Raw genomic sequence first — 13,280 nt, 5'->3', positions numbered from 1 at the left:
CCGTTTGCTTAAAAGCAGCTTAGTTAAAAAACTTTTGAACAACTTATATCTACAAGCAGCTGTCGTGTGAACGTTAGATGCGGAAATTTGCACAGGCGAGGACGGGGATATATTTACGTCTTTATCTAATGCCCAAACAGATAACCGCAACTAGCTAGAAGTCTAGAAGTAAACAGCTAGGCACAGTAGAGCTACATTGAGGTTTGAAAATTATGCAGAAAAAATCAATATTGTTAGCTGAGAATTTAGCTTATCAACTCAGCACTACGAGGACTTTATTTAAAAATGTTCAGGTAAACATTGCACAGGGCGATCGCTCACGTATTGCCTTAGTCGGTTCCAATGGTGTTGGTAAATCTACTCTGTTAAAGATTCTTGCAGGTCAACTTAGCCCCACCACAGGTTCTGTGACACGGAATGGAACCGTTTACTATTTGCCTCAAATCAGTACCATCAAACAGAACATGAAAGCAGGTACAGTACTGGATTTTTTGAGTTCTGTTTCTGAGGAATGGTGGAAAATTGAGGAAATTTTGCAGGCGCAATTCAGCACTACGCTTGACTTATCCTTACCGCTTTTCAATTTAAGTGGTGGGGAACTCACAAAGTTATTCCTGGCGATCGGTTTATCTTTTGAACCTCAGCTGTTACTGCTGGATGAGCCAACAAATCATATGGACTTGATGGCGCTAGAAAGTTTGAGGTCTTTTCTTAACGACTTTGAGGGAGCGTTTGTCATTGTTTCTCACAAGCCATTTTTTCTAGACCAAGTTACTGATATAACTTGGGAACTGACACCAGAAGGTGTGAAAGTTTATGGAGAAAATTTTTCTTTGTACCGAGAGCAAAAAGAAATAGAGTTAGAGGCGAGATTGCGATCGCACGAAGTTGCGAGAAAAGAACTCAAACGTGCTAAAACTACCGCATTACAGGAACAGCAACGAGCAGCACAATCTAGCAGAAATGGTCGCGCCAAGGTTCTTAAGGGTAGTGTAGACAGAAAAGCAGCAGAACTGCTTAAATCTAAAGCCCAGGTGTCCGCAGGGATTGCCAAAAAGAAACATGAAGCAGCAGTAGCAAACGCTACTCAAAAAGTTGCACAGACGAAGGTAAGAACGATGAAGGCGACGAGTATTCAACTCGAACAAACAAGCCAAAAACGCCGAAATCTTATTGATATTCAGGGTGCAAATCTTTGGGTAGGTCAGAACCTGCTGCTTGAGAACATCCAGCTTCATATCTCTTCTGGTGACAGAATAGCCATTGCTGGCGCTAATGGTTCAGGTAAATCTAGTTTGGCAAAGGCAATTTTGCACAGGGATACTACAACAGCGATTTTGGAGTCAGGTGAAATTTTACTTGCTCCCACAATACAAGCTGTGTACCTGGATCAAACTTATGAGTTCGTCAATCGAGAGCAAACGATTCTGGAAAATATGCAAGCTGCCAATCCCAATTTAAATTATCAGCTTTTACGGCAGCAGTTGGGACACTTTCTTTTTAAATACGATGATGTACACAAAAGCACATCAATGTTGAGTGGAGGTGAATTGGCAAGGTTGGCGATCGCCATGATTAGTATTTCCCAAATCGACCTGCTGATTCTCGATGAGCCGACGAATAACCTTGATATTGAAACGGTTGACCAAATAGTAGAAGGTATCAACGAGTACCAAGGTGCGCTTTGGGTCATTTCTCACGATTTGGATTTCTTAAGCCGGATTAATATCACTCAGGCTTACAAGTTGAGTGAGCAAGAGTTGCAGGTGACGACATATTTACCCAGTGAATTCGAGCAATATTATCAAGAATTACTGAGTTAGTTGTGTAGAATGTAGTGACCAATAATTTCTTTCAATTCTTGAGGTGCTTCAATAGCTATTGCAGCTCCCAAATCAGGACGAACAACCCACCACCAAATTAGGGTTTCTAAATAACTTGGGGGTTCATCATTGGGGCACCATTCTATACAGCCTTCATTGACACCAATAATATTGGGGCAAAAGTCATTAGCTGTTGCTACACGCTCATCTAGTTTGTCAAACTGTACGATGTCTTGCCAAAGAACTTGGTTTGGAATTGAGCTTAAAATTGATTGTATGTCTATGGTAATCATTCCACTGTACCTCCAAAAGCTTTAATGACTCTAATTCCGAAGTCCTGTTGTTCTTCATAGGATAGAGTATTAACCCATTGCCTGACTGTTATGTCCCAAGATCCAGTTAGCTCTGGTTGTACAGAATTGTATAAATTGGTAATTTCTTGATGAATCGACCCTTTCCCATGTTCTAATCGAACGAGATTACCTGTATTATGAATTGCCTCTGCACCAAATCTTTCTAAGTTTGAGGTAGTTTGCCCAACAATATGATGCCATGCTTTCCCTGCACCTGCAGCACCCATGATTCTTTTGAATTCACCAAACGTTTTAAAACCTTGACCAGGTCTTATAGGCGCAATTACTGTTCTTGATACTAGTTCTCTTGCCAGTCTTATTGCTATTTCCTGCCTTGTTTCTTCTGTGACTTTTGTTAGTTTGGTTGCACTCGTCTACTCAATCGTATCTTGGATGATCTCCAATCACTTATCTCCTGATTCAGTTCTTGTTAGGCAAAATGATCTTGCAGTCAACAATGGATGAAGTGATCGCCGTAGGAAATTGCTCCGCGCGATCGCGCTCGATTGATTCCTTGTATTTGTCAGGCGATCGCTCCGCGCCATCGCAATCATAATTCACCGTTATTTTTAAAATAATCGACTCATCAAAGTCTAAAAAATGTTTGTTTGTACAGAATTACTTTGTTATAAACCTTTGGGCATCAGTCAAACGTCTGGACATAACTGCATAGCTTCTAGCATTTCTCTATCTTTTGGCAATAAGCCTATGAACTACGTTGGGTATTGGTAATCTAGGCTACAAAATAAGAATTGCGAAAAAATCAAAGCCAAACTTCTATCTCCTCACAACCCAAGCACTAAGGCATAAGCAGCAAAGCATCTAGGCAAGTTATAATTTTTTGCAGATGAACGTAACAAAAATTTATGAGTGACCCCCTTTTACAAGCATTTTTCGTTGGTAGAGCAGCTGCTGAGGTTCTTACTGAGAAGTTGGAATTCGCCTTGACTGATGCTCTGTCGGAACTCGGCAAATGGGATGCTGAAACTAGAGAGCAACTGCGACAGTTTACAGACGAAGTCATAGAGCGGGCAAATCGTGCAGCCGAAGCTGCTGGTGCTGCTCCAACCACAAGCTATGGAGAACCCGGTTCAGCGTCAGTTGACTTGCAAGCCACAATTGATGATTTGCGAGCAGAAATTGCCACATTGCGAACAGAATTACAACGCTATCGCAGCAGTAATTCTCTGTAGAGACGTTGCATTGCAACCTTTCTACTAGAAAATTAGAGAGAAACAGTTTTGGAATCAGAGTGTCTTTTCTTCCTACTGACTCGGTCAAAAACCAGCGGTACGCAAAGCATATGGAAAAAGGTTATTCAGATAAGGCATACCGTTGGAATAGCGAAAACTACTCTCGTAGACGCCGCTTTTTAGACATTTGGTCATTTGTCTTGCTTTTGATGTTCAAGCTTTGGCGATACAACAAATCTTGGAGTTACCCAGGAGGAGTTACCGAAGCCAAGCAAGCTGCTCGACGTAAAGCTCAAGCAGTATGGATTCGCACTACCCTGCTAGATTTAGGACCAACCTTTATCAAAGTTGGGCAACTGTTCTCTACCCGTGCTGATATATTCCCCAGCGAATATGTCGAAGAACTTGCCAAGCTACAAGATAAAGTACCCGCATTTAGCTATGAGCAGGTAGAAACAATTATTGAACAAGAACTAGGCAAGAAAATCCCCGAACTCTACCAAAGTTTTGAACCGATACCCTTGGCTGCTGCTAGCTTGGGACAAGTACACAAAGCTGTGCTGCATTCCGGGGAAGCAGTTGTTGTCAAAGTACAACGCCCCGGACTCAAGAAGCTATTTGAAATTGATTTACAAATTCTCAAGGGTATTACTCGCTACTTCCAAAACCATCCCAAATGGGGACGGGGGCGAGATTGGATCGGCATTTACGAGGAGTGTTGTCGCATTCTTTGGGAAGAAATTGATTATCTCAATGAAGGTCGCAACGCTGATACTTTTCGCCGCAATTTTCGTAGCTACGAATGGGTGAAAGTACCGCGTGTGTACTGGCGTTACACTTCTTCACGGGTGGTGACACTGGAGTATGTTCCTGGTATAAAGATTAGCCAATATGAAGCAATAGAAGCAGCAGGTTTGGATCGCAAAGTCATTGCCCGTCAGGGTGCCGAAGCTTACCTGCATCAGCTACTCAATAATGGCTTTTTCCATGCTGATCCTCATCCTGGCAATATTGCCGTCAGTCCGACTGGTGCTTTGATATTCTATGATTTTGGCATGATGGGGCGCATTAAGACCAACGTGCGTGAAGGACTGATGGAAACGCTGTTTGGCATTGCTTCAAAAGACGGCGATCGCGTTGTCAAGTCTCTGGTTGATTTGGGGGCACTGGCACCAACAGAAGATATGGGACCTGTGCGGCGTTCCGTTCAGTATATGTTGGATCATTTTATGGATCAGCCGTTTGAAAACCAATCAGTGGCTGCCATTAGTGACGATTTGTATGAAATAGCCTATGATCAACCATTTAGATTTCCAGCGACCTTCACTTTCGTGATGCGAGCTTTCTCAACACTTGAAGGTGTAGGGAAAGGGTTAGATCCAGAATTTAACTTTATGGAAGTTGCTAAACCATATGCCATGCAGCTTATGACCAATATGAATGGTTCTGAGGGGAATACCTTTCTCAATGAATTGAGCCGTCAAGCAGTTCAGGTAAGCAGTACTGCACTAGGACTACCACGCAGGCTGGAAGACACACTAGAAAAGCTAGAACGGGGAGATATACGCGTGCGTGTCAGATCTTTAGAAACAGAACGCTTGCTGCGACGGCAAACCAATGTTCAGCTAGGCACGACTTACGCTGTAATTGTGGCTGGTTTTACGCTTAGCGCCACAATATTATTGGTACAAAAATATGTATGGTTGGCGACGATTGGGTTTATAATTGCAGCCGCAGTGTCAGGCTTGCTGATTCGACTACTTATGCGCCTCGACCGCTACGATCGTATGTCATAAATGTTGTAAAAAGTATATGAAACTTAATTTTACCGGTGTTAGCGATCCGGGACTTATTCGTTCTAATAATCAGGATGCTTACTACATAGACCCAGAGGGGCGTTTTTTCATTGTCGCCGATGGCATGGGTGGTCATGCAGGGGGCGAGCAAGCAAGCCGCATTGCTACTGGGCAAATAGAGGCGTATTTGAGTGCTCAATGGAATTCTTCTAAACCTTCTGGGCAGTTATTACAGGAAGCTTTGTTACAGGCAAATGAAGCAATTTTGCTCGATCAGCAAAATCATCCTGAACGCTCGGACATGGGAACAACGATTGTGGTCGTTATCTTTCGCCCGAAAGAGCCGCCTTTGTGCGCTCACGTTGGTGACTCAAGGCTGTACCGCTTTCGTAATTCCCAATTAGAGCAACTTACGGAAGACGATACTTGGGTCGCCCGCGCTCTGAAAATGGGTGAAATTACGCCAGAAGAAGCTCGGATTCATCCTTTTCGTCATGTATTATCCCGCTGTTTGGGGCGTGAAGACCTACGTCAGATTGAAGTGCAACAACTGGATGTGAAACCGGGCGATCGCCTACTGTTATGCAGTGATGGTTTAACAGAAGAACTCGCCGATCCCAAGATTGCTGACTATTTCAAAGAAATCTCTTTGGTAGAAAAGGCTGCTGTGTGCCTCGTTGAAGCTGCCAAACAACATGGTGGACACGATAACATCACAGTCGTTATAGTCGCACTGAACTAGATAATAGGGGTAGCGTTAAAAAGAACGCAGAACACAGAACACAGTAATCACAATATCCCCACGGATAGAATCCGGGGGAAATAAGTGCGGAAAAACGCGCGTTGGTCTCCAAAGGATTTATCCGGGGGCACCCTACCAATACTTAGTACAGACGCTTTGGCAGGGCGTCTCTACTCTTAATTCACGACTCAAAAAGCGCGTTTAATATTCTGACGAATGATTCTTTCTTGGTGATAAATTTTTAGTTTTAGAGTTTAGGTGACAAATTTTTCTGTGTTCCCTGTCCCCTACATTTTGTCCCCTGTTCGGTATGATTCTCGTTTCCTCATAATATAGAATTTTGTAGAAAAATGCTGTAATATCTTCACAGGTCGATAAGATTACCGCATGAAACTATCTGATTACGCAAAATCTCAAGGGGTTAGCTATCGAACGGCTTGGAATTGGTGGAAGCAGGGGATTATAAAAGGTCGTCAGCTTCCAACAGGAACTATCTTGGTTGACGTTGAAAACAGCGAACCAGGTACTACTATTGCTTGCATCTATGCAAGGGTTTCCAGTTCAGAAAATAAATCTAACTTGGATAGGCAAGCCGAACGTCTAAACCAATATGCTGTAGCTAAAGGTTATGTCATCCAAAAAGTTGTCAAAGAAGTCGGAAGTGGCTTGAATGACAACCGTAAAAAGCTAAACGCTATCTTGTCAGACAAAAGCTTTAACGTATTGATTGTTGAACATAAAGATAGGTTGACTCGCTTTGGTGCTAACTACATTGAGATTTTGCTATCTAAAACAGGTAGACGATTGGAAGTTGTCAACAACGTCGAAAACAATAAAGACGACTTGATGACCGACTTTGCTGCGGTAATAACGTCTTTTTGTGCGAGACTTTACGGGATGCGTAGAGCGAAGCGAAAGACAGAAAAACTCATCCAGGAGCTACAAGCTAATGGAGATGATGAGACTTGTTGAGAGGCACGTAATTAAGCGAGGTTCTCCTTGTTGGCAAGAGATTGACGAGTTGGCATATCTGTCGAAAAATCTCTATAACCGAGCCAATTACGAAATCCGACAGCACTTTTTTAAGACCAACCAGATTCTTTCCTATAACGAGATGGCATCCCGGATGCAGAAAGAGGAATCGTACTGCAACTTACCCAGAAAGGTATCTCAGCAAGTACTTCGCTGTTTGGATAGAAACTGGAAGGCGTGGCAAGAAGCAACGATTGCTTACGAGAAAGATTCATCTAAGTTTTTAGGTAAACCAAGGCTACCCAAGTACAAAGACAAGGAAAATGGTCGCAATTTACTGGTTTACACCATCCAAGCTATTAGCTCAAAACAGCTGAAGAAAGGTTGGATAAAGCCATCGGGGACAAACTTACTCTTCTCTTGCAAAAAGGAAAATATCAACGAAGTGAGAATCGTTCCAAGAGCTGATTACTACGTACTGGAGGTGATTTACTCTCAACCTATAGAACAACTGGTAAATGGTGAGGTGGTAGCAAGTGTAGATGTTGGGTTGAACAACTTAGCGGCTGTAACTTCAAATCAAAAAGGGTTCAAACCTTTCCTGATTAACGGCAGACCGGTCAAGGCAATCAACAATTACTACAACAAACAGAAAGCTAAACTCCAATCGCAGCTTCAAGGCAAGAAGCAATCCTCCAACAGGATACAAAGACTAGCGACAAAGCGTGGTTTTAAGATAGACGACTATCTCCATAAAGCCAGCCGATTCATCATCAACAAGCTAGTTGAAAGCAACATTGCTACTTTGGTAATCGGCAAGAATGCCAACTGGAAGCAAGAGATAAACATTGGTAAAGCCAATAACCAGCAATTTACCAGCGTTCCTCATGCTCGGTTTGTCGAGATGCTGACCTACAAAGCGCAGCTCGTTGGCATCAAGGTCATTCAAACAGAAGAGTCGTACACTTCCGTTGCCAGCTTTTTGGACTTAGACGCGATTCCCATTTACGGAACGCCAGAAGCTCATAATGCCAAGTTTAGCGGTAAGCGAGTCAAACGAGGTCTGTACAAAGCCTCCTCTGGCATCAAGTTCAACTCGGATATCAACGGAAGTTACAACATCATGCGAAAAGTAGTCCCGGACGCCTTTGGCAACGGGATAAAGGGTGTAGTAGTTCACCCAGTCAAGGTCACGCTTGCAAACTAATTCTATATTTTTCTATGGGATTAGGAACTATACCCACTCAAAATTTGTTCAATTTGAGCATTTTTCTCATTTACAATTTGATACATATAGTTTTAGCCTCCCAAATTTCTAACTTGGGAGGCTAATTCAAGCGTTTTGTGTAATTGACATCTTGCACCTCATAAGGTAAGACGAATATAATTCAATCTTACCTACCTTACATCCCTGAAAAAGGCAAAGTGTAGAGGACAAGGGCGCAGTGGCTTGCGCCTGCGGTTGCAATGTAAAATTTAAGACATTGCAAATTCCACACTTCATCTCAAGCAGGGAATAAGGGAGTTTCAGCCACCATCCATGGTATAAAACTTATATTTTTCCGAAATCTGCTTCAACAGACTTGGGATCTATATCAGTAGGGTGAGAAACAAGGTGTATCCACTAAAAAACTACCCATTAGGGTGTGGGCAATTAGTCAAACAATTGTTATCTTTCGTAATACGGAGGTACAAATGTCCGGCAAACAAAAGTCCTCTTTTTAACCCTATTGGTCTTCAGACAGCTATATCACTTTTACTTTTTTTGCTTTTAGGAGTTAATCATGAACCAACCTATCGAATTAAGCCTTGAACAACAATTCAGCATCCGCTCATTTGCTACTCAAGTGCAGCATATGAGTCCTGATCAGGCTAAGGACTTTTTAGTCAAGCTTTACGAACAGATGATGGTGCGGGAAGCAACCTATAAGGAGCTTCTCAAGCATCAGTGGGGGCTAGATTCTGGTTCCAGTTTGGCATAGAGTTGTAGCGCCTTAGTAGGCGACCTCCTTCTCTTGCTCAGTTCCAAGGAGGAAAAGAGCTGGGGATGTCGGGGCGTCAACTAAAATGAGCGATTGTGATTAGAGAATCTAGAAATGATAACTCATCTAACGAAATAAATTCGCTGTATACCTTGTATCGTTTCAATTGACATTACGAGTCACTAGCTTTGTGCATTCGCCAAACTGCTGCTTTGTCGCAAGCTAGCGTTACACAAATACCTGTGCCTGTTCTTTTCAAACAGTGCTTGACTCATCGAGCAAAGGTAATCACAGCAATTAGTCTATCTGAATTTTGCTGCTCATATTATTTATATTTACATTTCTTATAACTTTTTTGGCAAGTACATACATAATGTTTAACAATAATTAATATGAATGATGAGTCATGCTGCACACTTTGCAGCGCAGCAGGAATAATCCTAGTTTTGAAAAAAGACGTAAAAAGCTTATGAGTGGTCTGTCACATTAATTCTGATGGTTGTATAAGTTCGTAGTAAGGACTTTAGTCCTAGACCCCGAGAGCGCAAAGAGCGCTCACTACGAATCCCTCAAAATTAATGATACAGACCACTAGTCTTGTTCCACTAGTTACAGTGGAAATGTTAGCTCTAACCGGAAAGGTCTAATGGGGAATCTGTATCAAGTGCTTGTATCTTTGCCAAAATTTGAGGCTTAATCTTTTCGTATTCGGTTTTAAGTAAAGTTTTACTAAGTTGCGGCTCAGCGGACGATACTAGCTTGTAGCTCATCGTCTCCCACTGTTGCAGCCGCTGGTGCTGTGCTGAGGCGATACTTGAAAGTAATACATGAACACAACGATTAGGAGCCTCTCTAGTAAAGAACAGTATACGGTAGAAACCTGTTTGTCCCAATAAGCGAGTGATTTCTTGCCCGAAAGTTGTTTTCAAGTCGAGGTAGTATGGCAACCATTTGGCACCATCCCTACGGTTGTAAATCAAGGTAATCCACAGCAGCATCGGGTGAGGAGCAGTAATGAAAAGAAATTGATTGTAGCGTGTACAAACTAAACGTTTTTGAATTTCTAAAACTGGTAGCATCACCCATAAAGCTGGTGAAACTTCTCCATTAGAAGAGAGGCGACTGGGAAAGACGATATCGGCGATGGGTTTATTAGCCGGCCAAGAAGCTTGCTTCGCGATTTCATCAATTACTGCAGATGTTAGGGTCGTTTTTGTAGTCTTGTGTTCAACATCTGTCTTTACTGGCAAAGTTTTGCTTGTACCATAACGCTGTTCCAAGGATGCCAGAACCTTAAGAATTTCGTCTATACTTTGGGGTCTTGAGCTTGGTGCCTTGGCTAAACAACTCATAACCAAATTTTCTACTTCTTTTGGGAGTTGTACAGGAGCAACTTCAGCAAAGGAACGCGGTTGTTGATAGTGGTGTAGTTTATACCAAACTCCAAAAGAGTGGCTTGATGCTATAAAAGGAATTTTACCTGTAAGCATTTCAAACATCATCACTCCCAAACTATAAATATCAGAACGGTTATCTAATTCCTTGCCATCCATTTGTTCGGGAGAAGAATAAGCGAGAGTACCTAAATAGTAGTTAGTATGATCAGTATCTGACTGTAGTAACTTAGCGATCCCAAAATCTAAAACTTTAACTAATTCGCCGAAACTATCATCTTGAATGACAAGCATATTGCTCGGCTTAATATCGCGATGGATAATTGAGTAGATTTTGCCATCTACTGGGATGCCATGATGAGCGCACTGTAACCCCAAGCAAATTTGACGCACCATGCTCAAAAATCTTAGTAAAGACAGTTGTTGCTTGCGGATGACATTGCTCAAGCTTACTCCTTGTAGATATTCCATAACATAGAAGGGAATATTATTCTCGTCTACGCCATAGTCCATAACTCGGACAATGTGGATGCTTTTTTGCCCTAGTAAGGCGCAGGTTTTCGCTTCTCGCTCAAAGCGCTCCTGCACTCGCAATTGTTGATTTTCCATTGATACAGCAAGAAATTTAACCGCAACGGGTACGCCACCCAACAAAACATCCTTAGCACGATAAACTTTACCCATTGCTCCAGCACCAATCATCTCCTGGAGTTCATAGCGTTTGCTGAGTAAACGACCAATGTTGGGATCTGACATAGAAAATTCGACTCCAATGTTTAACAATCCTGGGAGGTTTCTACCCAGCCTACAAGTTGTCAGTGTTTTGGTTTGCAAGTGCATTTAGATAAACGGGGTTAGCACACTGACTGAGAAATTTTGTACTATCCCGTACTTTTGCTCTGATTTAGTTTTCCCAAATTTGACCAGTGAGATAACTTGAGGCGTCTAAAAAAATCGTTTTGATTCATGGGCTGACCAATAGGATTTGAGCTATCCTACAAATGCTCTCCACAAGCTGCTCCTCTGTCAGTTCACCGTAACCAAAGATAAACTCACCTTGAGAATGTGATTTGAGATAATGAGGTGCAGCAGATATCATCCCGACACCAAGCAAAGCAGCACGCTGCATAATCTCTTCATCACTTAAAGGGGTATAGAATCGCACCATCACGTGAATTCCCGCTTTTTCTCCTAAAATCGTTGCTTTCTCCCCAAAGTGAACCTTTAATGCTTCCACAAGGGCTTGACGACGTTTATCGTAGAGCGATCGCATTTTTCTGATATGCCGTTCTAAATGCCCTTGTTCGATAAAATCTGCAAGAACCTGTTGTTCTAGTAATGGTAAGTGGCGATCGCTCAACCATTTAGCACGAGCAAAAGCAGAAACCAAACTTTTTGGCAGCACCAAATAGCCAATTCGTAGCGAAGGAAACAGCACTTTTGAGAACGTACCGATATAGAGTACAGAATCGCTGCGATCCAAGCCTTGCAAAGCTGGAATAGGTCTGTCACCATAGCGATATTCACTATCGTAATCATCTTCAATGATGAAAGCCCCCGTTTGCCTTGCCCAAGTGAGTAATTCCAATCGTCGGGGTAGCGAAAGTATTGCACCTGTGGGGAACTGATGAGAAGGTGTCACGTAAACTAGCCGGACTTGTTCACTGCAATAGTTAGCTAAGTCTTTAACCACCAGGCCAGAGTCATCCACAGCGATCGGTAAGAGTTTAGCACCCCGAGTCTGAAAGATCAGCCGTGCGCTTAAATAGCCTGGGTCTTCCACAGCAATAACATCATTCGGTTCGATGAATAAGCGCATGATTAAATCGAGTGCTTGCTGCGTGCCATTGACGATTATCACTTGCTCTGGTTCGCAGTTGACAGCGCGGGAACGAGAGAGGTAACGGGAAATAGCTTCCCGCAAAGGTTTGTACCCTAGAATATCTGTTGAGTAGTCGAGCCATTCTAAATCAGAGCAACAATAACGAGAAAGTAGCCTGCGCCACAACTTAATGGGAAATTGGTCAATGGCTGGTCGTCCGTAGCGGAAGTTAATTGGCATTTCCACTTCAGTACTTCTGGGGACATCTTCTGTTTTAGTTAAATATTCACCATACTTAGAAAGCTTGACTGGTGGACGAACCATTTTCCCAGTCGATTGAATTGGCGTTGAATTTAGTAAATCATCAGGAAGTTGAGTGCAAACAAAAGTACCAGAACCGACGACAGTTTCTATGTAGCCCTCACTGAAAAGTTGGTCGTAGGTTTGAGTCACAGTCGTGCGCGAAATCCCCAGAGACTTGGCAAGCTGACGTGTGGAAGGAATACGTTTTCCTGGTAATAACCTTCCGCAAAGAATGCAGGAGCGCAGTTCTTCGTAAAGCTGTTGATGAAGTGGTAAAGGAGAATTGCTATCCAGCGTAATGACAAAATCCATAACTTCACAGCTATGAAAGTGGACTTATATCAAATCATAAAAGTGGCTCTTGTAAAAGACCGCTTTGGAGAATTACGCTGATATTGGTTGAATTAAAACTCCTTAAAAATGCTGATAGAGCAACAAATTACTATCAGAGAAGCGACTCAACAGGAAGACTCACTGATTGCAAAACACTTTTACCTAATGTGGCAAGATATTGGCGTTCCTGATGACGCTATTAACCCAAATTGGCTTGAGATAACTCTCCAGTTTATAGAACAGGCTCGTCGGGATTTGTTTTACAAAGCATTTCTTGCAGAGGTTGATAGTGCAGTTGTTGGATCTGCGAGTTGTCAACTCTACTCAGGTTTATACCCGAATGTTTTTATCCCAGAATACCGCAAATATGGATACATTTGGTGCGTTTATGTTGAACCATCTTACCGCAAACAAGGAATTGCCAAGCAACTGACTAGCGCGACGGTTAACTATTTGAAAGCAATCGGTTGTACGCGAGCGGTTCTCAACGCCTCTCCCTTAGGCAAACCAGTCTATGAAAGTCTTGGTTTTTCCAATAGCAATGCTATGCAATTGGATTTATGAAAA

At 42.5% G+C, this 13,280-nt stretch carries 13 protein-coding genes; 8 read left to right on the top strand and 5 right to left on the bottom strand.

The annotated features are described in order from the left end of the window. Positions 1-212: 212 nt before the first annotated feature. The gene (abc-f, locus tag ACM0OZ_RS13725) at positions 213-1,823 is read left to right on the top strand and encodes a ribosomal protection-like ABC-F family protein (RefSeq protein ID WP_414583376.1); all 1,611 of its coding nucleotides are present in this window, start codon (positions 213-215) and stop codon (positions 1,821-1,823) included. Here the strand turns inward: abc-f and ACM0OZ_RS13720 are convergent. The 3 genes from ACM0OZ_RS13720 to ACM0OZ_RS13710 form a co-directional block, all read right to left on the bottom strand. Then, the gene (locus ACM0OZ_RS13720; protein WP_414583375.1) at positions 1,820-2,116 is read right to left on the bottom strand and encodes a hypothetical protein; all 297 of its coding nucleotides are present in this window, start codon (positions 2,114-2,116) and stop codon (positions 1,820-1,822) included. The genes abc-f and ACM0OZ_RS13720 overlap by 4 nt on opposite strands. Then, positions 2,113-2,403, bottom strand: a complete 291-nt coding sequence (locus tag ACM0OZ_RS13715) for a hypothetical protein (protein WP_414583374.1) — start codon at positions 2,401-2,403, stop codon at positions 2,113-2,115. Before ACM0OZ_RS13715 ends, ACM0OZ_RS13720 begins: the two co-directional genes overlap by 4 nt. Before the next feature lie 193 nt (positions 2,404-2,596). Next, positions 2,597-2,737, bottom strand: a complete 141-nt coding sequence (locus ACM0OZ_RS13710; protein WP_414583373.1) for a hypothetical protein — start codon at positions 2,735-2,737, stop codon at positions 2,597-2,599. A gap of 305 nt (positions 2,738-3,042) precedes the next feature. Here ACM0OZ_RS13710 and ACM0OZ_RS13705 point away from each other — a divergent pair, with 305 nt between their 5' ends. The 6 genes from ACM0OZ_RS13705 to ACM0OZ_RS13680 all read left to right on the top strand — a co-directional run bounded on the left by ACM0OZ_RS13705 (position 3,043) and on the right by ACM0OZ_RS13680 (position 8,861). Then, entirely contained in the window at positions 3,043-3,369 is a 327-nt protein-coding gene (locus ACM0OZ_RS13705) for a DUF6825 family protein (RefSeq protein ID WP_414583372.1), read from the top strand. Positions 3,370-3,479: 110 nt separating this feature from the next. Further along, positions 3,480-5,165, top strand: coding sequence for an ABC1 kinase family protein (locus tag ACM0OZ_RS13700; RefSeq protein WP_414583371.1), 1,686 nt, complete (start codon positions 3,480-3,482; stop codon positions 5,163-5,165). A 16-nt stretch (positions 5,166-5,181) separates the two neighbouring features. Beyond that, a complete protein-coding gene (locus ACM0OZ_RS13695) occupies positions 5,182-5,907 on the top strand; it encodes a PP2C family protein-serine/threonine phosphatase (RefSeq protein WP_414583370.1) in 726 nt (241 codons plus the stop codon). 387 nt (positions 5,908-6,294) lie between these two features. Further along, complete coding sequence (locus ACM0OZ_RS13690; RefSeq protein ID WP_414583369.1) at positions 6,295-6,879, top strand: IS607 family transposase; 585 nt, start codon at positions 6,295-6,297, stop codon at positions 6,877-6,879. Next, positions 6,863-8,086 carry an RNA-guided endonuclease InsQ/TnpB family protein gene (locus ACM0OZ_RS13685; RefSeq protein WP_414583368.1) on the top strand — a complete coding sequence of 408 codons (1,224 nt, stop codon included), beginning with the start codon at positions 6,863-6,865 and terminating at the stop codon, positions 8,084-8,086. Before ACM0OZ_RS13690 ends, ACM0OZ_RS13685 begins: the two co-directional genes overlap by 17 nt. Before the next feature lie 577 nt (positions 8,087-8,663). Then, the gene (locus ACM0OZ_RS13680) at positions 8,664-8,861 is read left to right on the top strand and encodes an NblA/ycf18 family protein (RefSeq protein ID WP_041034419.1); all 198 of its coding nucleotides are present in this window, start codon (positions 8,664-8,666) and stop codon (positions 8,859-8,861) included. A 629-nt stretch (positions 8,862-9,490) separates the two neighbouring features. On the opposite strand, the gene ACM0OZ_RS13675 is transcribed toward ACM0OZ_RS13680, so the two are convergent. Beyond that, on the bottom strand, positions 9,491-11,011 hold the full coding sequence (locus ACM0OZ_RS13675; RefSeq protein ID WP_414583367.1) for a serine/threonine-protein kinase: 1,521 nt from the start codon (positions 11,009-11,011) through the stop codon (positions 9,491-9,493). A 208-nt stretch (positions 11,012-11,219) separates the two neighbouring features. Continuing rightward, complete coding sequence (locus ACM0OZ_RS13670; RefSeq protein ID WP_414583366.1) at positions 11,220-12,692, bottom strand: PLP-dependent aminotransferase family protein; 1,473 nt, start codon at positions 12,690-12,692, stop codon at positions 11,220-11,222. A 108-nt stretch (positions 12,693-12,800) separates the two neighbouring features. Here ACM0OZ_RS13670 and ACM0OZ_RS13665 point away from each other — a divergent pair, with 108 nt between their 5' ends. Next, a complete protein-coding gene (locus ACM0OZ_RS13665) occupies positions 12,801-13,277 on the top strand; it encodes a GNAT family N-acetyltransferase (RefSeq protein ID WP_414583365.1) in 477 nt (158 codons plus the stop codon). Positions 13,278-13,280: the final 3 nt, after the last annotated feature.

The sequence above is a fragment of the Scytonema sp. PCC 10023 genome (assembly GCF_963920835.1).
Taxonomy (GTDB): domain Bacteria; phylum Cyanobacteriota; class Cyanobacteriia; order Cyanobacteriales; family Nostocaceae; genus Kalymmatonema.
This window is presented reverse-complemented; position numbering and strand designations above follow the sequence as displayed.